20 protein-coding genes are annotated in these 20,821 nt (G+C 71.8%); 12 read left to right on the forward strand and 8 right to left on the reverse strand.

Translation table 11 applies throughout. The annotated features are described in order from the left end of the window. Positions 1-52: 52 nt before the first annotated feature. Complete coding sequence (locus tag IF01_RS0114555; protein WP_078879960.1) at positions 53-535, reverse strand: hypothetical protein; 483 nt, start codon at positions 533-535, stop codon at positions 53-55. A 467-nt stretch (positions 536-1,002) separates the two neighbouring features. On the opposite strand from IF01_RS0114555, the gene hemL reads away from it, so the two are divergent. The 7 genes from hemL (at position 1,003) to IF01_RS0114590 (ending at position 8,152) form a co-directional block, all read left to right on the forward strand. After that, the gene (hemL, locus tag IF01_RS0114560; protein ID WP_030393809.1) at positions 1,003-2,331 is read left to right on the forward strand and encodes a glutamate-1-semialdehyde 2,1-aminomutase; all 1,329 of its coding nucleotides are present in this window, start codon (positions 1,003-1,005) and stop codon (positions 2,329-2,331) included. A 95-nt stretch (positions 2,332-2,426) separates the two neighbouring features. Next, entirely contained in the window at positions 2,427-3,074 is a 648-nt protein-coding gene (locus tag IF01_RS0114565) for a histidine phosphatase family protein (RefSeq protein ID WP_051741728.1), read from the forward strand. A 250-nt stretch (positions 3,075-3,324) separates the two neighbouring features. Then, entirely contained in the window at positions 3,325-3,930 is a 606-nt protein-coding gene (locus tag IF01_RS0114570) for a TlpA family protein disulfide reductase (RefSeq protein ID WP_341845487.1), read from the forward strand. Further along, positions 3,927-4,700 (forward strand): cytochrome c biogenesis CcdA family protein, encoded by a 774-nt coding sequence (locus IF01_RS0114575; protein WP_037779811.1) that lies wholly within the window; start codon positions 3,927-3,929, stop codon positions 4,698-4,700. Before IF01_RS0114570 ends, IF01_RS0114575 begins: the two co-directional genes overlap by 4 nt. 3 nt (positions 4,701-4,703) lie before the next feature. Next, positions 4,704-6,482 carry a cytochrome c biogenesis protein ResB gene (gene resB, locus IF01_RS0114580; RefSeq protein WP_030393813.1) on the forward strand — a complete coding sequence of 593 codons (1,779 nt, stop codon included), beginning with the start codon at positions 4,704-4,706 and terminating at the stop codon, positions 6,480-6,482. A gap of 3 nt (positions 6,483-6,485) precedes the next feature. After that, positions 6,486-7,619: a c-type cytochrome biogenesis protein CcsB gene (gene ccsB / locus IF01_RS0114585; RefSeq protein ID WP_030393814.1), complete on the forward strand. Its 1,134-nt coding sequence runs from the start codon at positions 6,486-6,488 to the stop codon at positions 7,617-7,619. Positions 7,620-7,744: 125 nt separating this feature from the next. Beyond that, positions 7,745-8,152: a hypothetical protein gene (locus tag IF01_RS0114590; protein WP_030393815.1), complete on the forward strand. Its 408-nt coding sequence runs from the start codon at positions 7,745-7,747 to the stop codon at positions 8,150-8,152. 71 nt (positions 8,153-8,223) lie between these two features. On the opposite strand, the gene IF01_RS41750 is transcribed toward IF01_RS0114590, so the two are convergent. Further along, positions 8,224-9,303, reverse strand: coding sequence for a ScbA/BarX family gamma-butyrolactone biosynthesis protein (locus tag IF01_RS41750; protein WP_078879961.1), 1,080 nt, complete (start codon positions 9,301-9,303; stop codon positions 8,224-8,226). A gap of 361 nt (positions 9,304-9,664) precedes the next feature. On the opposite strand from IF01_RS41750, the gene IF01_RS43895 reads away from it, so the two are divergent. Next, positions 9,665-10,315, forward strand: coding sequence for a ScbR family autoregulator-binding transcription factor (locus tag IF01_RS43895; protein ID WP_051755343.1), 651 nt, complete (start codon positions 9,665-9,667; stop codon positions 10,313-10,315). On the opposite strand, the gene IF01_RS0114605 is transcribed toward IF01_RS43895, so the two are convergent. The 4 genes from IF01_RS0114605 to IF01_RS0114620 all read right to left on the reverse strand — a co-directional run bounded on the left by IF01_RS0114605 (position 10,303) and on the right by IF01_RS0114620 (position 13,940). Then, positions 10,303-10,935 (reverse strand): ScbR family autoregulator-binding transcription factor, encoded by a 633-nt coding sequence (locus IF01_RS0114605; protein ID WP_037779812.1) that lies wholly within the window; start codon positions 10,933-10,935, stop codon positions 10,303-10,305. The two genes, IF01_RS43895 and IF01_RS0114605, sit on opposite strands and share 13 nt — an antisense overlap. A 272-nt stretch (positions 10,936-11,207) precedes the next feature. Further along, complete coding sequence (locus IF01_RS0114610) at positions 11,208-11,417, reverse strand: acyl-CoA carboxylase subunit epsilon (protein WP_030393819.1); 210 nt, start codon at positions 11,415-11,417, stop codon at positions 11,208-11,210. Positions 11,418-11,493: 76 nt separating this feature from the next. Next, entirely contained in the window at positions 11,494-13,095 is a 1,602-nt protein-coding gene (locus tag IF01_RS0114615) for an acyl-CoA carboxylase subunit beta (protein ID WP_030393820.1), read from the reverse strand. Positions 13,096-13,535: 440 nt separating this feature from the next. Beyond that, positions 13,536-13,940: a PLD nuclease N-terminal domain-containing protein gene (locus IF01_RS0114620; protein WP_030393821.1), complete on the reverse strand. Its 405-nt coding sequence runs from the start codon at positions 13,938-13,940 to the stop codon at positions 13,536-13,538. Positions 13,941-14,071: 131 nt separating this feature from the next. On the opposite strand from IF01_RS0114620, the gene IF01_RS0114625 reads away from it, so the two are divergent. Both IF01_RS0114625 and mqnP read left to right on the forward strand, forming a co-directional pair. Beyond that, positions 14,072-15,529, forward strand: a complete 1,458-nt coding sequence (locus tag IF01_RS0114625) for a menaquinone biosynthesis decarboxylase (protein ID WP_030393822.1) — start codon at positions 14,072-14,074, stop codon at positions 15,527-15,529. Then, positions 15,526-16,431 carry a menaquinone biosynthesis prenyltransferase MqnP gene (gene mqnP / locus IF01_RS0114630; protein ID WP_030393823.1) on the forward strand — a complete coding sequence of 302 codons (906 nt, stop codon included), beginning with the start codon at positions 15,526-15,528 and terminating at the stop codon, positions 16,429-16,431. The genes IF01_RS0114625 and mqnP overlap by 4 nt, the downstream gene beginning before the upstream one ends. Before the next feature lie 16 nt (positions 16,432-16,447). Here the strand turns inward: mqnP and IF01_RS0114635 are convergent, their stop codons facing one another. Together IF01_RS0114635 and IF01_RS0114640 are read right to left on the reverse strand one after the other, a co-directional pair. Then, a complete protein-coding gene (locus tag IF01_RS0114635; protein ID WP_030393824.1) occupies positions 16,448-16,654 on the reverse strand; it encodes a DUF4287 domain-containing protein in 207 nt (68 codons plus the stop codon). A 46-nt stretch (positions 16,655-16,700) separates the two neighbouring features. Beyond that, positions 16,701-17,321, reverse strand: a complete 621-nt coding sequence (locus IF01_RS0114640) for a DUF998 domain-containing protein (RefSeq protein WP_030393825.1) — start codon at positions 17,319-17,321, stop codon at positions 16,701-16,703. Between the two features lie 369 nt (positions 17,322-17,690). Here IF01_RS0114640 and IF01_RS0114645 point away from each other — a divergent pair, with 369 nt between their 5' ends. Both IF01_RS0114645 and IF01_RS0114650 read left to right on the forward strand, forming a co-directional pair. Continuing rightward, positions 17,691-20,207, forward strand: a complete 2,517-nt coding sequence (locus IF01_RS0114645; protein WP_030393826.1) for a collagenase — start codon at positions 17,691-17,693, stop codon at positions 20,205-20,207. A gap of 103 nt (positions 20,208-20,310) precedes the next feature. Continuing rightward, the gene (locus tag IF01_RS0114650; protein WP_030393827.1) at positions 20,311-20,790 is read left to right on the forward strand and encodes an HIT family protein; all 480 of its coding nucleotides are present in this window, start codon (positions 20,311-20,313) and stop codon (positions 20,788-20,790) included. Positions 20,791-20,821: the final 31 nt, after the last annotated feature.

Here is a 20,821-nt window from a genome sequence, read left to right on the forward strand (position 1 = left end):
CCGGCATCACGCCGGGGGCCCCGCCCGTCGAACGTCCCGCGGAGCCGGTCGGTCAGGGCCAGACCAGGCAGTACAGCTGGTGCCCCGCGTCGTGGAGGCGGTTGGCGAAGTCCTGCCACTCGTGCAGCATGCTGTAGATCACGAAGGCGTCGCGCGGGCCCCGGCGGTCGGGGACGGTGGACCAGATGAAGGCGGCGGCGCCGAGTTCGGTCTCGTCGGCCTTCCGCAGCGGTTCGACGACGTTGTGGGGGAGCTGGACGACGGCGTAGTCCGGGTGCAGCACCACCAGTTCCAGCGGGGGCACCTGGTGCAGCGGTACGCCCTGGATGCCGGTGAGGACCATCGCGCTCATGGTCTCCGGCTTGATCTTGGTGGAGAGGTGGCCGTTGGGCGAGCCGCTGGTCTCCATCAGATCGCCGAGCCGGCCGAGCGAACCGAGTTCGCCCGCGTCCAGGCCGAGCCCGCCGGGGCCCAGCGCGGTCGGGACCCGGGCCGCGGTCGCCCGGTCGGGTGCGCCGAAGTACTTGTACGTCACCCCCACGCGTCCCTCACCCCGCCTCTCACGGCCACGGCCGCCACGCCCCGTTCCCGCTCCCGTACCCCCGCGTGCGGTCTCGGCGGGCCGGCGGGGGCCACCCGCGGCCTCGTCGTAGCCGTCCTGCGCCTCGGACACTCGGACCATCCTCACCGGAATTCGCCGGAATCGACAGACCCCCGCACGTCCGGTGTCCTCCGGACGTGCTCCTTACCCGTCATGCGCCGCCGTACCCAGTCGAGGTACGCGGCAGTCCTCTTCACACCCCTGCATCGACCCGGAGTTCCTGCCCAGCCTCGCGGCCGGCCGAACCCCGGAGACACTCCGGGTACATAGTCTGACTGGTCCGGGTGCCCGGCGCAGCCAGGGGTCCTGTTGTACGGATAACCGTACAGACTCGGGCGCCCGGATCATCGTTCCAGATGATGAGGTCCGACATGCAGAGGTGAAGGACACGATTTGAGACCATGTCTCCCGTGAGCTACCCCTACGAAGCACCCCAGTCCCAGTCGCTCTTCGATCGTGCCTCGGTCGTCACGCCCGGCGGCGTGAACTCCCCGGTGCGCGCCTTCCGCGCCGTCGGCGGTACGCCGCGCTTCATGGTGTCCGGAACCGGCCCCTACCTGACCGACGCCGACGGCCGCGAGTACGTCGACCTGGTCTGCTCGTGGGGTCCGATGATCCTCGGCCACGCGCACCCCGCCGTCCTGGACGCGGTACGGGAAGCGGTCTCCCGCGGCACCTCCTTCGGCACGCCCGGGCAGGGCGAGGTCGAGCTGGCCGAGGAGATCGTCGCCCGGGTCGCCCCGGTCGAGCAGGTCCGCCTGGTCTCCTCCGGCACCGAGGCCACCATGTCGGCGATCCGGCTGGCCCGGGGCTTCACCGGCCGGGCCAAGATCGTGAAGTTCGCCGGCTGCTACCACGGCCACGTGGACGCGCTGCTGGCCGCCGCCGGTTCCGGCCTCGCCACCTTCGGCCTGCCGGACACCCCGGGCGTCACCGGCGCCCAGGCCGGCGACACCATCGTGCTGCCGTACAACGACCTCGCCGCCGTCGAGGCGGCCTTCCGGGCCCACCCCGGCGAGATCGCCTGCGTGATCACCGAGGCCTCGCCCGGCAACATGGGCGTCGTCCCGCCGCTGCCCGGCTTCAACGGCGGCCTGGCCCGGCTCTGCCGGGAGAACGGCGCGCTGTTCGTCTCCGACGAGGTGATGACCGGCTTCCGCGTGTCGAAGGCGGGCTGGTACGGCCTGGAGGCCGCGCACGAGGGCTGGGCGCCCGACCTGCTGACCTTCGGCAAGGTCATGGGCGGCGGCTTCCCGGCGGCGGCCTTCGGCGGCCGCGCCGACGTGATGGCCCACCTCGCCCCGGCCGGCCCGGTCTACCAGGCCGGCACGCTCTCCGGGAACCCGATCGCCACCGCGGCCGGCCTGGCCCAGCTGCGGGGCTGCACCGACGAGGTCTACACGGCCGTCGACCGGGTCGCCGCCGAGGTCTCCGGCCTGGTCTCCGCCGCGCTCGCCAAGGAGGGCGTGACGCACCGGCTGCAGACCGCCGGGAACATGTTCTCGGTGTTCTTCACCGAGGACGCCGTGACGAACTACGACGAGGCGAAGACCCAGGAGTCCTTCCGCTTCACCGCGTTCTTCCACTCCATGCTCTCCCAGGGCGTCTACCTGCCGCCGTCCGCCTTCGAGTCCTGGTTCGTCTCCTCGGCGCACGACGAGCGGGCGATCGAGCGGATCGCCGCCGCCCTGCCCGCCGCCGCCCGGGCCGCCGCCGAAGCGACCGCCTGAGCCACCGCCCGGGCCACCAGGCCCCGGCGCCCAGCCCTTACGAGTCCCAGGAGTACTGAGAAGTGAGCGCCAAGGACATCACCGTCGTCCATCTGATGCGGCACGGTGAGGTGCACAACCCGGAGGGCGTCCTCTACGGCCGCCTCCCGGGCTACCGGCTGTCCGAACTGGGCCGGGAGATGGCCGAGCGGGTCGCCGAGGACCTGGCCGGGCGGGACATCACCCACGTGGTGGCGTCCCCGCTGGAGCGCGCCCAGGAGACCGCCGCGCCGATCGCCCGGTCCCACGGGCTGGACCTCGCGTCGGACGGGCGGCTGATCGAGGCGGAGAACATCTTCGAGGGCAAGACCTTCGGAGTGGGCGACGGCTCGCTGCGCAACCCGTCCTACTGGAAGTACCTCACCAACCCGTTCAAGCCCTCCTGGGGCGAGCCGTACCTGGAGCAGGCGGTGCGGATGATGGGCGCGCTGGCCGCCGCCCGGGACGCCGCGCGGGGGCACGAGGCGGTCTGCGTGAGCCACCAGCTGCCGATCTGGATCGTCCGCTCCTTCGTGGAGCGCCGCCGGCTCTGGCACGACCCGCGCAACCGGCAGTGCTCGCTGGCCTCGTTGACCAGCTTCACCTACGAGGGCGACCGGATCGTCTCGGTGGGCTACCGCGAGCCGGCCCGCGACCTGCTGCCGGCCCATCTGGTCGGCAAGGGCGGCAAGAGCAAGCCGGTGGGCAAGAGCTTCGGCGCCTGACGCCGGCTCCGGGGCCGGACGGCGGCCGGTCCGGGGCGTCCGGTTCCGGGTACGCCGAGGAGGACCGGACGAGCGGAACGGTGTTCATGGTTCCCGATTCGGTGTAAGGGCCGTGTGAGTAAGACCTGGGTCACACTCCCGCGACACCCCGTGGATCGATCCCGCCGCAGGTCAGAGGGGGTCCGGCAGACAATGCCGGACCCCCCGGTACCTGCCCGTGACTCCATGCGAAACTTTTCACATGTCTGGCATGACGCGCCCCCGTCCCCGCCTCGCCGCCGCCGCGGTCACCGCCGCCGCTGCCGCGCTGGTCCTCACCGCCTGCAGCTCCTCCGGCTCCTCGGCCAGTGGTGACGGGCAGATCGGATTCGTCACCGCCAAGGGCAGCAACATCTCCACCGCCGCCGTCGGCCACCGCCAGGAAGCGCCGGACATCGGCGGCGACACCCTGGAGGGCGCCCCGGCCAAGCTCTCGGACTACCGGGGCAAGGTCGTCGTGCTGAACGTCTGGGGCTCCTGGTGCGGGCCGTGCCGCTCGGAGGCCGACGACCTCCAGCGGATCTGGGACAAGTACAAGGACCAGGGCGTGCAGTTCCTCGGGATCAACACCCGGGACACCGAGATCAAGAACGCCGTCCGCTTCGAGCAGGAGAAGGGCGTCACCTTCCCCAGCATCTACGACCCGGCCGGCGCCCAGCTGCTCAAGTTCCCCAAGGGCAGCCTCAACCCGCAGTCCATCCCGACCACCCTGGTGGTCGACCGGGACGGCCGGCTCGCCGCCCGCGCCGTCGGCGGCCAGACCGACGACGCCCTCGAGACGATGCTCCAGCCGGTGCTGGCGGAGCAGCAGCGGTGAGCGGGACGCTGCAGCTCGCCGACAACATCGGGACCATCCAGAGCGGGGCGCTGCTGGTCGCGGCGCCGATCGCGCTGGCGGCGGGCCTGGTGTCGTTCTTCTCGCCCTGCGTGCTGCCGCTCGTCCCCGGCTACCTCTCCTACGTGACCGGCTTCTCGGCCGCCGACCTCGCCGACGCGCGCGGGGCCCGGCGCGGCCGGATGCTGGCCGGCGCGGGGCTGTTCATCCTCGGCTTCACCGCCGTCTTCGTCTCCAGCGGCGCGCTGTTCGGCCAGTTCGGCGACACGCTCAAGGAGCACCAGGCGGTCATCAGCAAGGTGCTCGGGGCGCTCACCATCGTGATGGGCCTGGCCTTCATGGGGCTGGTGCCCGGTCTGAGCATGCGCGAGGTGCGCACCCACCGCCGCCCGGTGGTCGGGCTGCTCGGCGCGCCGCTGCTCGGGGTGGTCTTCGGGGTCGGCTGGACCCCGTGCATGGGGCCGACCCTGGCCACCGTCACCAACCTCGCGCTCAACCAGGCCGACGCCCAGCGCGGTGCGCTGCTGATGGTCTTCTACTGCCTCGGTCTCGGCGTACCGTTCATCGTGGCCGCGCTGGCCTTCCGCCGGGCGCTGGGCGCCTTCGGCTGGGTGAAGCGGCACTACCCGCTCGTCATGCGGATCGGCGGCGGCATGCTCGTCGTGGTCGGTCTGCTGCTGGTCACCGGAGTCTGGGACGCCATGGTGAGTGACCTGCAGAACCAGTTCGCCGGCTTCCAGATCGGAATCTGACCCGTGACCAACACGACGACCGACCGTGATCGGGTCGGTGACACGGCGCAGGGCGCCACCGAGGAAGCGGCCGAGCGGCTCACCACCGCCCCGGCCGAGTCCGACGGTCCGACCGGCATCGGCGTGGTCGGCTGGCTGCGCTGGATGTGGCGCCAGCTGACCTCGATGCGGGTCGCGCTGATCCTGCTCTTCCTGCTCTCGCTGGCGGCCATCCCGGGCTCGCTGATCCCGCAGAACGGCCAGAACCAGTTCAAGGTCGAGACCTGGAAGGCGCAGCACACCACGGTCGCGCCGATCTACGAGAAGCTCCAGCTGTTCGACGTCTACAGCTCGGTCTGGTTCTCCGCGATCTACATCCTGCTGTTCGTCTCGCTGGCCGGCTGCATCGTGCCGCGCACCTGGCAGTTCGTCGGGGTGCTGCGCGCCCGGCCGCCGGCGGCGCCGCGCAACCTGACCCGGATGCCGGTGTACGCGGCCTGGCGGACGGACGCGGACGCCGCGACCGTCAACGCCGCCGCCCACCGGCTGCTGCGGGCGCGGCGTTTCCGGGCGCACCTGGACGGCGGCGCGGTGGCGGCCGAGAAGGGCTACCTGCGCGAGGTCGGCAACCTGGTCTTCCACCTGTCGCTGTTCGCGCTGCTCGGCGGCTTCGCCTGGGCGAGCCTGGCCAGCGGCACCGGCGGCAAGCTGCTGGTCGAGGGCGAGGGCTACTCCAACACGATCACCCAGCTCGACGACTTCACCGGCACCCGGTTCTACGGGACCGAGGACCTCGACCCGTTCTACGTGAAGCTGAACAGGTTCACCTCGAAGTTCCAGAACAACGGCTCGCAGATCGGCAGCGCGCGGGAGTTCACCGCGAACGTCGACTACTACGAGGGCAGCGACCCGGCGAAGCTCAAGCAGGGGAAGATCGAGGTCAACCACCCGCTGGAGATCGGCGGCAGCAAGTTCTTCCTGATCGGGCACGGCTACGCGCCGAAGATCACCGTGCGCAACGCCGCCGGCGACGTCGTCTACACCGGCGCCACCCCGTTCCTGCCGCAGGACGGCAACCTGACCTCCACCGGCGTCATCAAGGTGTCCGACTACGGCGACAAGGACGGGAAGCGGACCCAGCTGGGCCTGTCCGGCTTCTTCCTGCCGACCGCCCCGGTGGCCTTCGACCGGAACACCGGCCCGCGCTCGCTGTTCCCCGGTGACGCGGACCCGGTGCTCGTGCTCAACGCCTACGCGGGCGACCTGGGCACCGACTCCGGCCTGCCGCAGAACATCTACCAGCTCAACACGAAGAACCTGACCCAGCTCCAGCAGGACGGCCAGCCGGCCAAGGTCCGGCTGAAGCCGGGCGAGGCCTGGGCCCTGCCGGACGGCTACGGCTCGGTCACCTTCGAGGGCTACAAGCAGTGGGCCAGCTTCAACGTCTCGCACCGTCCGGGGAACGCGATCGCGCTGACCGGCGCGGTGCTGGCGATCGCCGGCCTGATCGGCTCGCTGTTCATCCAGCGGCGCCGGATCTGGGTGCGGGCGGTGGCCCTGCCGGGCGGCGGGACTCAGGTCGAACTGGCCGGGCTGGGCCGGAGCGAGTCGGCGAAGATCGCCGAGGAGCTGGCCGCGCTCGCGGTGGACCTCCAGGACGACGCCCCGGCGCTCGACGACGAGTCCGACGACGAGTCCGACGACGAATCCGACGACGAGTCCGAGGACGGCTCCGCGGAGGCCGACGAGGCCTCGGCACCCGCAGAATCCGCAGTTCCCGCCGATCAGAACTCCAAGGAGTAGACGGTGCACCTCGCCTCGTCGGTCGACCCGCAGCTGGCCGACCTGTCCAACAAGCTGATCTATTCGGCGATGGCGGTCTACCTGATCGCCATGTTCGCCTACATGTTCGAGTGGACCTTCGGTGCCAAGGGCGCCGTCGCCGTCCGCTCCACCGAGCAGGCGGGCCTGGCCGGGGCCGTCGCCGCGGCGGAGGCCAGGGCCAAGGGCGCCAAGAAGGTCACCGTCACCGTCGCCTCGGCGGGCGGCGGCACCACCACGCTCACCCGCACGGCGCTGGCCGGCGAGGGCGCGACGGTGGTGACCAGCGGGCGCGGCGACGAGGACCTCGACGGCCCCGGCGCGGCCGGCAGCAGCGAGAAGGCCGACCTGTCCGGCCGGATCGCGGTCTCGCTCACCGTGCTCGCCGCCCTGCTGCACGCGGGCGGCGTGCTCACCCGCGGCCTCTCGGTGTCCCGCTGGCCGTGGGGCAACATGTACGAGTTCTCCTGCGCCTTCGCGCTCGCCATGACGCTGGCCTTCCTCGGCCTGATGATCGCGAAGAAGCCGGTCCGCTGGCTCGGTCTGCCGGTCACCCTGGCGGTGCTGCTCACCCTGGGCGTCGCCGTCTCCGTGCTCTACACCGAGTCCGAGCAGCTCGTGCCGGCCCTGCACTCCTACTGGCTGGCGATCCACGTCTCCACCGCGATCATCTGCGGCGGCGCCTTCTACGCGGCGTTCATCACGACCCTGCTCTACCTGGGCAAGGACTCCTTCGACAAGCGGATGGCGGCCGGCCTGGCCAAGGGCCCGCTCGGCACCTCGCCGTCGATCTGGCGCCGGCTGCCCGCCGCCTCGACCCTGGACAAGCTGTCCTACCGGATCAACGCGCTGGTCTTCCCGCTCTGGACCTTCACCATCATCGCGGGCGCGATCTGGGCCGAGGCCGCCTGGGGCAAGTACTGGGAGTGGGACCCGAAGGAGACCTGGTCGTTCATCACCTGGGTCGCCTACGCGTGCTACCTGCACGCCCGCGCCACGGCCGGCTGGAAGGGACGCAAGGCCGCCTACCTGGCCCTCGGCGCCTTCGCCTGCTGGCTGTTCAACTACTACGGCGTGAACATCTTCGTGACCGGCAAGCACTCCTACGCGGGGCTCTGACCGGAACGGGAACCACACACCGGCCCGGCGCTCCAGACCAGGAAGCCGGGCCGAGGTGCGACGGGGGTAGTGCGTGCCGGGCCACCCGGTCCGGCACGGGGAGGAACTGAGGAGGAAATCGCGCAATGGAGTGCGACGAGGTCATGCTGACCGTCCGAATCACCGCCGCCGAGCAGCTGCTGCTCCGTCGGCTCGCCCAGGGGCACCGCAGCGACGTGTCCGAGGTGGTGGCGGACGGGCTGCTGGACATCATCCCGACGTTCGTCTCGCCGGCCGACGCCCACCGGCTGCTGGGTGCCCTCGCGGCCCCCGCGCCGTGCGCGCTGACCGTCTGGCTGCCGACGCCGCTGGCCGATCTGCTGGTGCCGGGCGCGGCCCGGATCGCCCAGGTGACGCAGGTCCGGATCGGTTCGGCCAGCGCGATGCTGGGTGCCGCGCTGCGGCTTTGGCTGGCGCAGGACCCGGGGCGGCTGGCGGAGAACCTCAGCGTGATGCACGCGGGGCGGCCGTCGTCGGCGCTGGTGGCGGCCTGACCCGGCGGCAGTAGCGGACGCGGGGCGGGGCGCGGGAGGTACGGGGGAGCGGGGAGCCGGAGGGTGCCGCTTCAGCTGGCGAGCGGCAGGCCGCGGCGGGCGGGGGCCGGGGCCGCCGCGGACTTGCCGCCACCGGCGGGGGTGCCGTCGGCCGGGGCGCCGGTCAGCCGGACCTCGGCCACCGTGCGGCCGTCCTGGACCAGGACGACCCGGACGGGCGCCCGGCGCCCGCCGCAGCCGTCCTGGGCGGACTCCGGTCCGACCTCCTGGACGGCCCGCACCACACAGGGGCGGTCCGGCGCGATCGGGTCGTGGAAGGCCGTCACCAGGTCCACCGGCACCACCCGGTCCGGGTGGTGCAGACGCTGCGCGGCCTGCCGGGCGGCCTCCAGGACCAGCATCCCGGGCAGGTGCCCGGGGGCCGGGTCCATCGGGTCGAACAGCACCGGGTGGGCGGCGTCGGCGCGCAGCAGCCAGCTGCCGGGCAGCAGCGCGGGGCCGAGCACCACGTCGGCGGCCTGCTGGCGGCCCACCAGTTCCGGCGCGACGACCTGTTCCGGGATCCGCGGCGGGGCGGCCGGGCGGCGGGGGCCGCGCAGCCGGTCGTAGGCGGCCGGGGAGAGGATCCGCAGGCCCCCGACACCGCGGCCGACCGGACGGCCGTCCCGTTCGATCTCCGCGTGCACCCGCAGCGCGACCAGCCGCCCGTGCCGCATCCGGACGTCGTGGCAGCTGATCCTGAGCATCAGCTCGGTGGGGGCGGCGCCGACCGCGAGGCCGTCGAGGCCGGCCGGGCCGAGGGTGTAGCCGAGTTCGTCGAGTACGGCGTGGTGGTCGTGGGGCACACCGAAACCGGCGTGCCCGACCAACAGGGCGGCCTGCCTGACGGTTTCGGCCATCAGCACCGGGTCGTGGTGCCGGTCGCCGGGCAGCCGGTAGAAGCCGTGCAGCCGGGGCCACTGGGCGCCCAGCAGGAAGTCGTACGGACCGGTGGACTGCCAGCCGGTGATGAGTACTTCGGCGACGGAGGAGCGGTGGACCAGCTGGCGGGAGACGGTCCGTTCGTGGAAGTCGTAGCGGCGCGGGCCCGGTTGGCCGGGGCCGGGGTGGGGATACGGAGCGTCGCCGTCCATCGCGGTGAACACTGGCATGACTGGCCCCACTCCCGGGTGTCGGTCGGCCGGCCGTACTGGCGGCCTGCGCAAAACATACAGGCCACCCGGTTTCTGCTCCCCCCGCGGGGTAGTCGCCGGCGCGCACCCGGCGGGTTCACCGTACCCGCGTTCCGGCCTGCGGTAACGCCCTGGGCGGCCCGCCCAGGACCTTGGGCGGGGGTCGGTCCCCTCTGGACGGCGGGGGCCGGGCAGGGGCTAGATTAGATACCAACCATGCGGTTTCGGGTGGGCGCGGCGCGCCACCGGCGGTCCGCAGAGGCGCCGCACCATCGACGACGGCGCCGTGACAGCAACCGGGCGAGCCGGAGCTCGCCACGGCCGGGGCCGGAGGGACCGAGTGGCCAAGCAGGAACGGGCGGGACGGACCAGGCAGGCCGTGCTGCTGGCGGCGGCGGACACCTTCGCCGACGCGGGCTTCGAGTCGGCGAGCCTGGTCGACATCAGCCGCCGGGCGGGCGTCAGCAAGGGCGCGCTCTACTTCCACTTCGTCTCCAAGCAGGCGCTCGCGGACGGGGTCCGGACCGCGGCGGCCGACAGCATCGGCCTGGCCGTGCTGCGCGCGCTGCGCGGCCGGGGGCCGGCCGTCCAGGAACTCCTCGACCTCACCCACGAACTGGCCCGGCTGCTGCGCGAGGACGTGGTCGTCCGGGCCGGTGTGCTGCTCGGCCTCGGCGGCCGTCCGGCCGGCTGCGGGGTGGGGGCGGTGGTGTCGCCGGCCGGTTCGCCGCCGGAGCCCTCGGCGGACGCGTGGTGGAGCCTGACCGCCGTCTTCCGCACCCTGCTCGACCGTGCCGCCGCGGCCGGCGAGCTGCGGCCCGGGCTGGACCGGGAGCAGGCGGCCGGGCTGCTGACCACCCTGGCGGCCGGGCTGGTGCTGTTCGCCGCCGAGTCCACCGGCCGGCTGGCCGCCGAGGCGGTCGGGGGCCTCTGGACGGTGGCCCTGCCGTCGCTCGTCCCGGCCGACCGGGTGGCGGACTACCGGATCTGAGCCGTGACCCGGCCCCGGTCGGAGGTGTTCAGCCGGGCGAGGGTCCGCGGCTCGACGAGTCCGGGCAGCAGCAGCGCCCAGAGGTCGGCCATCCGCTGCAGCAGGTCCTTGCGGTCGGTCAGGACCTGCGAGCTGAGCTGGATGCCGGTCACCGCGCCGGTGATCACGCCCGCGGCGGCCGCGGGCCGTACCCCCGGCCGAAGCTCGCCGGCGTCCCGGGCCCGCTCCAGCAGCTCCCGCGCCGCGTCCGTCCAGCCCTGGTAGGCGCCGATCTGCGGCTGGGTGAAGGTGCCGTGCTCGATGGTCAGCCGGATCGAGCCGCGCAGCAGCGGGTCGTCCAGCAGCGAGTGGGCGAAGGCGTGCCCGAGGTCGATCACGGTCTGCATCGGGCTGTCGGAGGCCGGCTGCCAGGTGGCGAGCCAGGCGCCCTGGCCCTCGATCACGGCGAGCGCCAGCTCCTCCTTGGACGGGAAGTGGAAGTAGAGCGCGCCCTTGGTGACCCCGGCCCGGTCCAGGATCTCGGCCATGGTGGCGCCCGCGTAGCCGCGCTCGTCGAACACCTCGGCCGCGGCGCGCAGCACCGTCTGGCGGGTCGCCAGCGCGCGGGCCTGCCTGGCCATCGCAGCCTCCCTGGTGGTTCCGGTCGTCAGCTGCTGGATCCTACGGCGGCGGGCCGGGCGGCGGCCCGCATACCGTCCGGTAGGGACCCTTTCGAGCCGTTTCGGGCGGCAGTGCGGAGTTCCGGCCCCCGCCAGCCCCCGCCGGCCGCCCCCGGTCCCTGGCCCGCGTTCCCCGGCCCCCGTCCCGGGGAACGCCGTCGGCCGGCCACCCCGGTACTGCGGGTGGCCGGCCGACGGCCGAGCGGTCTCCGTGCGGGCCCTCGGGCGAGGCGTCAGGCGGCCCACTGCCAGCTGACCGGCGAGAAGTACGCCGGACGGCGCTCCAGGCGCTGCCAGTTGGCGATCGGCTCGACCGGCGAGGAGGCGGCCGCCTGCTGGGCGGCCGCGGCGCGGGCCATCAGCACGGCGGTCAGGGCGGCGAGCTCCTCGTCGGAGAGCGAGCCGCGGACGATTCGGACGAGTGGTTCGGCGGAAGCGGTCATGGTCCGGATTTCTCCCGGCGTCAGTGGTGAGTGGGCGTCGGCGGGGCCGGCCGTACTGCTCGGCCGGGCGGCGCTGCTACATCGGGGGGTTGCCGTGCTTGCGGCTCGGCAGGTCCGCGTGCTTGGTGCGCAGCATCGCCAGCGAGGACGCCAGGACCTGTCGGGTCTCGGCGGGGTCGATGACGTCGTCCACGAGGCCGCGCTCGGCCGCGTAGTACGGGTGCATCAGCTCGCTCTTGTATTCCTTGATCTTCTGGGTGCGCATCGCGTCCGGGTCGTCGGCGGCGTTGATGTCCCGCCGGAAGATGACGTTCGCGGCGCCCTCGGCACCCATGACGGCGATCTCGTTGGTCGGCCACGCGAAGGAGAGGTCGGCGCCGATCGAGCGGGAGTCCATGACGATGTAGGCACCGCCGTAGGCCTTGCGCAGGATCAGCTGGATCCGCGGCACGGTCGCGTTGCAGTAGGCGTAGAGGAGCTTCGCGCCGTGCCGGATGATGCCGTCGTGCTCCTGGTCGACGCCGGGCAGGAAGCCGGGGACGTCGAGCATGGTGACCAGGGGGATGTTGAAGGCGTCGCACATCTGGACGAAGCGCGCGGCCTTCTCGCTGGCGTTGATGTCCAGGACGCCGGCCAGCGACTGCGGCTGGTTGGCGATGATGCCGGTGACGTGGCCGTCGATCCGGGCGAGCACGCAGAGCACGTTGGTGGCCCAGCGCTCGTGGACCTCCAGGTACTCGCCGTGGTCGACGATCTCCTCGATGACCTTGCGCATGTCGTACGGCCGGTTCCCGTCGGCCGGCACCAGGTCGAGCAGGGTCTCGTTGCGGCGGTCCACCGGGTCGTCGTTGACGACGGGCGGGGGCATCTCGCGGTTGTTCTGCGGCAGCAGCGAGAGGAGGTAGCGGACCTCCTCGATGCAGGACTGCTCGTCGTCGTAGGCGAAGTGCGAGACGCCGGAGACGCCCGCGTGCACGTCGGCGCCGCCGAGGCCGTTCTGGCTGATCTTCTCGCCGGTGACGGCCTGGACGACGTCCGGGCCGGTGATGAACATCTGCGAGGTCTCGCGGACCATGAAGACGAAGTCGGTCAGGGCCGGGGAGTAGGCCGCGCCGCCGGCGCACGGGCCGAGCATCACCGAGATCTGCGGGATGACGCCGGAGGCCTTGGTGTTGCGCTGGAAGATGCCGCCGTAGCCGGCGAGCGCGGTGACGCCCTCCTGGATGCGGGCGCCGGCGCCGTCGTTGAGCGAGACCAGCGGGGCACCGGCCGCGATGGCCATGTCCATGATCTTGTGGATCTTCTGCGCGTGGGCCTCGCCGAGCGCGCCGCCGAAGATCCGGAAGTCGTGGGCGTAGGTGAAGACCGTCCGGCCGTGCACGGTGCCCCAGCCGACGATCACGCCGTCGGTGTGCGGCTTCTTCGCCTCCAGGCCGAAGCCGGTGGCGCGGTGCCGGCGCAGCGGCTCGACCTCGCGGAACGAGCCCTCGTCGAGCAGGAGGTCGATCCGCTCGCGGGCGGTCAGCTTGCCCTTGGCGTGCTGGGCCTCGGTGGCCTTCTCACTGGGGCCCCGGCGGACCTGCTCGCGGAGTTCGTGCAGTTCCGCGACTCTTCCCCGGACGTCCGTGGGGATCTCCGGGACGTCGTCGTCGACCGGTGCCTGGTGCACAACCGTCATCTCGAACCACTCCAAAGGTGAGGGAACTGTCCGACAGCCAACGTCTGCGATGCCCCCGGCTGCGAATCACTTCTTCACTTATGACTGTACGAGGGGCCGCGCGCTGGTTTCGGCGTCGATTCCGTACAAGGTCGCGTCCGTTTAGATGTCAGGGCTGCACAGAAAGCGAAGCGTTTCAGCCCGTCCGGCCGGTAGCTGTTCGATTACCCCGAGCTGTCGTCCAGATGGCGGTCGGGTGAGCGCAACCTGAGGAAACATGCAGGTCACAGCTGTACCTGTCAAGGAGGGCCGGGTCTCCCGAGGGGGTGTCCGCGGGACGCCTGATGCGGCGGTGAAGGCCGTGCCGGCGGGCCGGTGGTGTCCGACCAGTCGTAGGGATGCACCAAAAAGACCGCAGCCCACCCGGTGGATGCCGGGTGGGCTGTCCGAGCGACGCGGGCTCAGCCGCGACGGCCTTCGTCCGGGTCGTCCTTGCCGCGCAGCTCGTTCTCGCGGCGGCGCAAATCCGCCTCCCACTGCTTGAGCATGTCCTCGTGCTCGTTGTTGTGCTTCTTCAACGAGGCGAGGAACTCCGGGTTGTCGTCCGGTGCCAACGGCCGGCCGTCGCGCCGGGGGGCGTGGGCCGGTCCGTCGGCGCCGCCGCCCGCCGGCGCGGTCCGCAGCGCGCCGCGCTGCTTGCCGGCCACCAGCCAGGCGATCGAGCCGACGAGCGGGAAGAGCAGCACGATGATCACCCAGACCACCTTGGGCAGGTGCTTCACCTCGTCCTCGGGGGTGGTCAGGCAGTCGATGAAGGCCCACACCCACAGGGCGAGCGGGAGTACGAAGGTCAGGATCCTCAGCACGGCGGCGGTCTCCCCCGGGTGACGTCGGTGGCGGGCGCGTTCTCGTGGCGGCGGGCCGGCCCGTCGACCGGTGCCGCTTCGAGGGGGCCCTTGACACAGGCCAGGCTAGCGGGTGGCGGATACTGGCAGGCATGGCATACGACGATCTCCGCTCGTTCCTGCGGGCCCTCGACCGCGAAGGCGACCTCAAGCGGATCAAGGCGGAGGTGGACCCCTATCTGGAGATCGGCGAGATCGTCGACCGGGTGCAGAAGGCCAAGGGCCCGGCCCTGCTGTTCGAGAACGTCAAGGGCTCGTCGATGCCGCTGGCGATGAACGTCTTCGGCACCGAGCGCCGGCTCTCCAAGGCGCTCGGCCTCAAGGGCCCCGAGGAGATCGCCGACCGGATCGCCGGCCTGCTGAAGCCGGAGCTGCCGCAGGGCTTCACCGGCTTCCGGGACGCCTTCGGCAAGCTGGCCTCGATGGCCCATGTGCCGCCGAAGAACGTGAAGTCCGGCGACGCGCCCGTGCAGGAGGTGGTGCTCACCGGCGAGGACGTCGACCTGGACGACCTGCCCGCGCTGTTCACCTGGCCGCTGGACGGCGGCTCCTTCTTCAATCTGGGCCTGACCCACACCAAGGACCCGGACAGCGGCATCCGCAACCTCGGCCTGTACCGGCTCCAGCGGCACGACCGCCGCACCATCGGCATGCACTGGCAGATCCACAAGGACAGCCGCAACCACGCCGCGGTGGCCGCCAGGCGCGGTGAGCGGCTGCCGGTCGCGATCGCCTTCGGCTGCCCGCCGGCCGTCACCTACGCGGCCACCGCGCCGCTGCCGGGCGACATCGACGAGTACCTGTTCGCCGGCTTCGTCGCGGGCGAGCGGGTGCGGATGGTGGACTGCAAGACCGTCCCGCTGCAGGTCCCCGCGGACGCCGAGGTGGTCCTGGAGGGCTGGCTGGAGCCGGGCGAGATGCTGCCCGAGGGGCCGTTCGGCGACCACACCGGCTTCTACACGCCGCAGGAGCCGTTCCCGGCGCTGACGATCGACTGCGTGACGATGCGCCGCCGCCCGATCCTGCAGTCCATCGTGGTCGGCCGGCCGCCGACGGAGGACGGCCCGCTGGGCAAGTTCACCGAGCGCTTCTTCCTGCCGCTGCTGAAGATCATCATCCCGGACATCGTCGACTACGACCTGCCCGAGGCCGGCGGCTTCCACAACTGCGTGATCGTCTCGATCGACAAGAAGTACCCGAAGCACGCCCAGAAGACCATGCACGCCATCTGGGGCGCGCACATGATGTCGCTGACCAAGCTGATCATCGTGGTGGACTCCGACTGCGACGTCCACGACTACCAGGAGGTCGCCTGGCGGGCCTTCGGCAACGTCGACTACAGCCGCGACCTCACCGTGGTCGAGGGCCCGGTCGACCACCTCGACCACGCCTCCTACCAGCAGTTCTGGGGCGGCAAGGCGGGTATCGACGCGACCCGCAAGCTGCCCGAGGAGGGCTACACCCGCGACGGCGGCTGGCCCGAGATGGTCTCCTCCGACCCGGAGACCGCCGCCCTGGTGAGCCGTCGCTGGAAGGAGTACGGCCTGTGAGCACCGCCGCCGCACTTCCCGAGGTCCCGCCCGGCAAGGTCAAGTCCTTCCTGCGGCTGGTGATGATCGAGCACTCGGTCTTCGCCCTGCCGTTCGCCTACATCGCGGCGCTGACGGCGATGTTCCGGGCCGACGGCCGGGTGCACTGGGGCGAGCTGTTCGTCGTCACGGTCTGCATGGTCGGGCTCCGGACCTTCGCCATGGCCGCGAACCGGATCATCGACCGGGAGATCGACGCCCGCAACCCGCGCACGGCCGGGCGCGAGCTCGTCACCGGCGCGGTGTCCCTGAAGACCGCGTACGTCGGCTCGGCGGTCGCCCTGGTGGTCTTCCTGGGCGCGGCCGCGCTGCTGAACCCGCTCTGCCTCGCGCTGGCCCCGGTCGCCGTGGTGCCGATGGTGGTCTACCCGTACGGCAAGCGGTTCACCGACTTCCCGCAGGCGATCCTGGGCCTGGCCCAGGCGATGGGCCCGGTGGGCGCCTGGCTGGCCGTCACCGGCACCTGGTCCTGGGACGCGGTTGTGCTCGGTGCGGCCGTCGGCATCTGGATCGGCGGCTTCGACCTGATCTACGCCTGCCAGGACGTCGCCTCCGACCGGGCGGGCGGGGTGCGCTCGGTGCCGGCCCGGTTCGGCATCCCGGCCGCGATCCGCGGCGCGCGCGGCTGCCATGTGCTCACCACGCTGCTGCTCGGCTGGTACGCGGTGCTCACCGACGCGGGGGTCGCGTTCTGGATCGGCCTGCTGGTGGTGGCCGGCGCCTTCGTCTACGAGCACACCATCGTGAAGCCGAACGACCTGTCCCGGCTGAACCGGGCGTTCTTCCAGACCAACGGCTTCGTCGGCATCTCGCTGTTCTTCTTCGCACTGGTGGACCTGGTGGTGCGCGGCCTCGGCATCTGAGGCCGCGCCCCGCGGCCTACTTCCCGCCCTCGTCGAGCGTGTGCTTGACGAGGGCGTTCGCGTGCCCGTGGCCGAGGCCGTGGTCCTGCTTCAGCCAGGCGACCAGCTCCATGTGCTTGGTCAGCGGGGAGGAGCGGATCAGCTCCTGCCAGTGGGCGATCGGCTGCCCGTACTTCTTCTCGATGGCGGGGAAGTAGCTGGCGGGGCCGTTGGGGGTGGTCATGCGGTGCTCCTCGAAGTCCGTCCGGTCGTCCACTGATTGATGATCATTACGCATGGAGCCTGATCGCGACAGCGGTCAGCCAGGCCAGTCCGAGTGCGGCGGCGAGGGTGAACGCCAGCACGGTGGCGCCCGAGGCGGCGAAGCCGACCAGGACGGCGGCCGCGACCACGCGCGAGGCGAGGGCCCAGCGCCCGCCCAGGTGCCGGGCGAGGACGAGGAAGGCCGCGCACAGGGCGAGGAAGCCGATCGTCCCGCCGGCCAGGTGCACCAGGCCGTGCCCGCTCAGTTCGGTCACCCGGCCCTCGGGCGCCCCGACCGGGAACCCGGCCCCGGGGTCGGCGGCGAAGAAGCCGTCGAGGACGAAGCTCGCCCCGAACACCCCGACCAGCCGGGGTGCCCAGGTGCTCCCCGGCAGGGCCCGGCGCAGTCCGACGGCGCCCGCGAGCAGCAGCGCGCCGGTGAGCAGGAACGCGGTCTGCTGGACCCGGCCGAGGTCGCCGAGGCTCAACTGGCTGAGCGCGTTGCGGGTGAAGTCGAAGCCCTCCCGGGTCAGCCCGCCGACCACGCCGACGGCGAGGAAGAGGGGACCGGCGACCGCGCCGGCGGTCAGCAGCGGGCGGGCGGCGGCCGTAGCGGTGGCGGCCTGCGCGGTCATCGTGTTCGTCATGCTCGTAGGACCGGTGCCGGAGCGGAAACTCATCGGAGCACCGAATGTGACCTGCATCACCGGGTGGCGGGGCGGGTCCGCCGGGTGTTCGGGGGCGCAGATCGGCCAGACCGGACGGCCCGCCGGCCGGTGCGGCCGCCCGGCTCGTGGTCCGACGCCCCGTCATCGCCCGCCTGCCGGTTCGTTCCGGCCGGAACCGTCGCAGGTCGGCCGCGCGGAGGGTGGTGCGAGCGGGCGGGTGGCTGAAAATCTCATGCAATATAACCTGTGACATTGTTCTAATCACCGGTCGATGACAGGATCCACGCCGATCTCCTTCCTTCAGCCCGACCCCAACTCGGGCTGCCCCCACTCACGAAGGATTCAGGCGTGCTCCTGCGCACCAGACTCTCCATGCTCGCAGCCGGCGTCGTCGCCTGTTGCGCCACGGCCACCGCCGTGCTGCCGACCCAGGCCTTCGCGGCACCCCCTGCCACCGCCGCCACCGTCGGCTCGGCCCCGGCCCCGGCCTCCGCCGGCCCGGTGGGGCTCACCGCCCCGGCCGCGGGGACGGGGTCCGAGGACCTCGCCGAGCCCGCCGCCGCACTGCCCCCGGCGCTGATCGGCGCGACCCGCCTGAACGATCCGGCCGAGGCCGGCGCCCCCGCCGAGTTCAAGTCCCTCGCCGTGCAGAGCTGCACCCCGACCGACTTCGCGGCCCGCACCGGCGCCGACCTGGTCGCGTTCGTCAAGAGCTCGACCGTGGACTGCATCAAGTCGCTGTACACCAGCGGCAGTGCCGACCCCAGCATCTTCCAGCAGTCCCGGATGCTGTCCGTCGCGGCCGCCCTCAAGGACCTCGCGGGCGGCTACGGCGGCGACAACTCGACCGGCATCACCCAGCTGGTCAAGTACCTGCAGGTGGGCTACTACATCCAGTTCTACAACCCGGCCCAGGCCGGTCCGTACACCGGAGAGCTCACCACCGCCGTCACCTCCGCCCTGGACCCGCTCTTCGCCGGCACCCGGTGGCGCGACGTCACCGACGCCAACGGCAGCGTCCTCAAGGAGGTGGTGTGGCTGACCGACAGCGCCAACGTCCAGTCGCGCTACGCGGGCGCCTACAAGCGGATCCTGGACGAGTTCGACAACAGCTACAGCGCGTCCCCGCAGATGATCAGCGCCGTCAACTCCGTGCTGTTCTACCCGCTCTGGTCGGGCTACCGGAACGCCGACTTCGTCCGGACGCTCGCGGCCGATCCCGGCCTCGTGAACTCGCTCGCCGATTTCGCGGTCAAGCACCGGGACCTGCTCGGTGGGCCCAACGCCGTCCTCGACACCAACGCGGGCAACGACCTGGCCCGGTTCGCCGGAACCAGCCCCGCCGCCGAGACCGTGGCCAAGCCGCTGGTCAAGAAGGTGCTGGACTCCGCGCCGCTGCTCACGCCGTACGGGGCGCTGTACGTCTACACGGCCGTCCAGGCCTCGTACTACAACGGCGGCCAGTGCTCCTACTACGGCATCTGCAACCTGCCGGCCAAGCTCACCTCGGTGGTCCTGCCGAACCAGCTGGTCTGCGACAACCGCACCCTCCAGGCCCAGGCCCTGTCGGCCGCCGAACTGGCCACCGCCTGCGAGAGCCTGCGCAAGCAGGACGCGTTCTTCCACGGCCTGGTCAAGGACAACGGGCCGATCCCGAACCAGTACGCCAAGACCGTCACCTTCGGGATCTTCGCCAACAAGACCGACTACACCACCTACTCGTGGGCGATCTTCGGCAACAGCACCGACAACGGCGGCCAGACCCTCATGGACGCGACCGACCCGAACAAGCAGGCCGTGACCGTGATGTACCAGAAGGCCTGGAACGTCAGCGACCCCGCCCGGGTGTGGAACCTCAACCACGAGTACACCCACTACCTCGACGGCATCTACGACATGAAGGGGAAGTTCGCGGCCCAGACCTCGGTCCCGGACCTCTGGTGGATCGAGGGCCTCGCCGAGTACGTCTCGTACACCTACCGCGGTGCCACCGACACCGACGCGATGGCCCAGGCGGCCAAGCACACCTACCCGCTCAGCACCCTCTTCCAGAGCACCTACGGCAACTCGGACTCGACCCGCACCTACCCGTGGGGCTACCTGGCCGTCCGGTACATGGTGGAGAAGCACCCGGCCGACGTCCAGGCCATGCTGGAGCGCTTCCGGGTCGGTGACTACCCGGGCGGCTACGCGGTCTACAACGGTGTCGGCACCTCGTACGACGCCGACTTCGACGCCTGGCTCGACGCCTGCGCCGGCGGCGCCTGCTACGCGACCGGCCCGACCGCGCTGTTCGACACCGCGGTGAACGGCGCCACCGTCAGCGTGAGCGAGCGGTCCGTGCAGACCGGCCCCGGCCGGATCACCGCCTGGCACTGGAACTTCGGTGACGGCAGCTCCTCGGACGAGCGCAACCCCAGCCACACCTACGCGGCGGCCGGCTCCTACACCGTCGCTCTGACCACCACCGACAGCAACGGCCGGAGCGGTACCACGCCGACCACCGTCACCGTGAGCGCGCCGCCGGTCGCGCTGCCGACCTGCACCGACGCGCGGAACGACGCGATGGGCCAGAACTGCTCCCGGGCCGGCCGGGCCGCGACCGCCGGCAACTCCGACTACATGTACATCTACCTGCCGGCCGGCACCACCACGCTGAAGGTCACCGCCACCGGCGGCACCGGCACCGCGCACCTGTACTACAACGCCGACACCTGGGCCTCGCCGACCGCCTTCACCGCCTCCTCGACGGCGACCGGCACCACCCAGTCCGTCACCGTCACCAACCCGACGGCCGGATACCGCTACCTCAGCCTGTACGCCGTCACCGACTTCAGCGGCGTCACCGTCACCACCCAGTTCTGACACGTCCTCGGAACCGCGCGCCCGGCCGGGACCTCCCGGCCGGGCGTTTCCGCGTCCCCATGACCCCGATCGCCTGCCGCCGGGGGGTCGTTAGCATCGATCCATGATCGACAACGAGAACGACTGGAAGTCCGACCGCGTCGGCAGCGCGCTGCGCGGGGAGAACCCCACCGTCGTCCGGCGGCTGGAGTCCGGGTTCGCGGTGATCGGGGACGTGCAGTTCCTGCCAGGCTACGCGATCCTGCTGACCGACCAGCCCGGTGCGCAGCGGCTCTCCGACCTGCCCCGGCCGCGCCGGCTCGCCTACCTGGAGGACCTCGACCGCCTCGGCGAGGCCGTCGAACGGGCCTGCCGCGCGGCCGATCCGGCGTTCCGGCGGGTCAACCTGGAGATCCTCGGCAACACCGACCCGATGCTGCACGCCCACGTCTGGCCCCGCTACGACTGGGAGCCCGCCGACCTCGTCCGGCTGCCGGTCTGGCTCTACCCGCGCGACCGCTGGACCGACCCGGCGCACGCCCTCACCCCCGCCCACGACCCGATCCGCGCGGCCCTCGGCGCGGAGTTGGATGCGCTCCGGTAAAGGCCAGTGGTGCAGACCACTCGTTCTCGTG

The sequence above is a fragment of the Kitasatospora purpeofusca genome, from assembly GCF_000718025.1.
GTDB classification, from domain to species: Bacteria; Actinomycetota; Actinomycetes; order Streptomycetales; family Streptomycetaceae; genus Kitasatospora; species Kitasatospora purpeofusca.

Bases quoted from the DNA above. Each gene is read 5' to 3' on its own strand.
- hemL (WP_030393809.1), top strand. From the start codon at position 1,003: ATGTCTCCCGTGAGCTACCCCTACGAAGCACCCCAGTCCCAGTCGCTC.
- IF01_RS0114565 (WP_051741728.1), top strand. From the start codon at position 2,427: ATGCGGCACGGTGAGGTGCACAACCCGGAGGGCGTCCTCTACGGCCGC.
- IF01_RS0114570 (WP_341845487.1), top strand. From the start codon at position 3,325: ATGACGCGCCCCCGTCCCCGCCTCGCCGCCGCCGCGGTCACCGCCGCC.
- IF01_RS0114590 (WP_030393815.1), top strand. From the start codon at position 7,745: ATGGAGTGCGACGAGGTCATGCTGACCGTCCGAATCACCGCCGCCGAG.
- IF01_RS41750 (WP_078879961.1), bottom strand. From the start codon at position 9,303: ATGCCAGTGTTCACCGCGATGGACGGCGACGCTCCGTATCCCCACCCC.
- IF01_RS0114605 (WP_037779812.1), bottom strand. From the start codon at position 10,935: ATGGCCAGGCAGGCCCGCGCGCTGGCGACCCGCCAGACGGTGCTGCGC.
- IF01_RS0114610 (WP_030393819.1), bottom strand. From the start codon at position 11,417: ATGACCGCTTCCGCCGAACCACTCGTCCGAATCGTCCGCGGCTCGCTC.
- IF01_RS0114615 (WP_030393820.1), bottom strand. From the start codon at position 13,095: ATGACGGTTGTGCACCAGGCACCGGTCGACGACGACGTCCCGGAGATC.
- IF01_RS0114625 (WP_030393822.1), top strand. From the start codon at position 14,072: ATGGCATACGACGATCTCCGCTCGTTCCTGCGGGCCCTCGACCGCGAA.
- IF01_RS0114635 (WP_030393824.1), bottom strand. From the start codon at position 16,654: ATGACCACCCCCAACGGCCCCGCCAGCTACTTCCCCGCCATCGAGAAG.
- IF01_RS0114640 (WP_030393825.1), bottom strand. From the start codon at position 17,321: ATGACGAACACGATGACCGCGCAGGCCGCCACCGCTACGGCCGCCGCC.
- IF01_RS0114650 (WP_030393827.1), top strand. From the start codon at position 20,311: ATGATCGACAACGAGAACGACTGGAAGTCCGACCGCGTCGGCAGCGCG.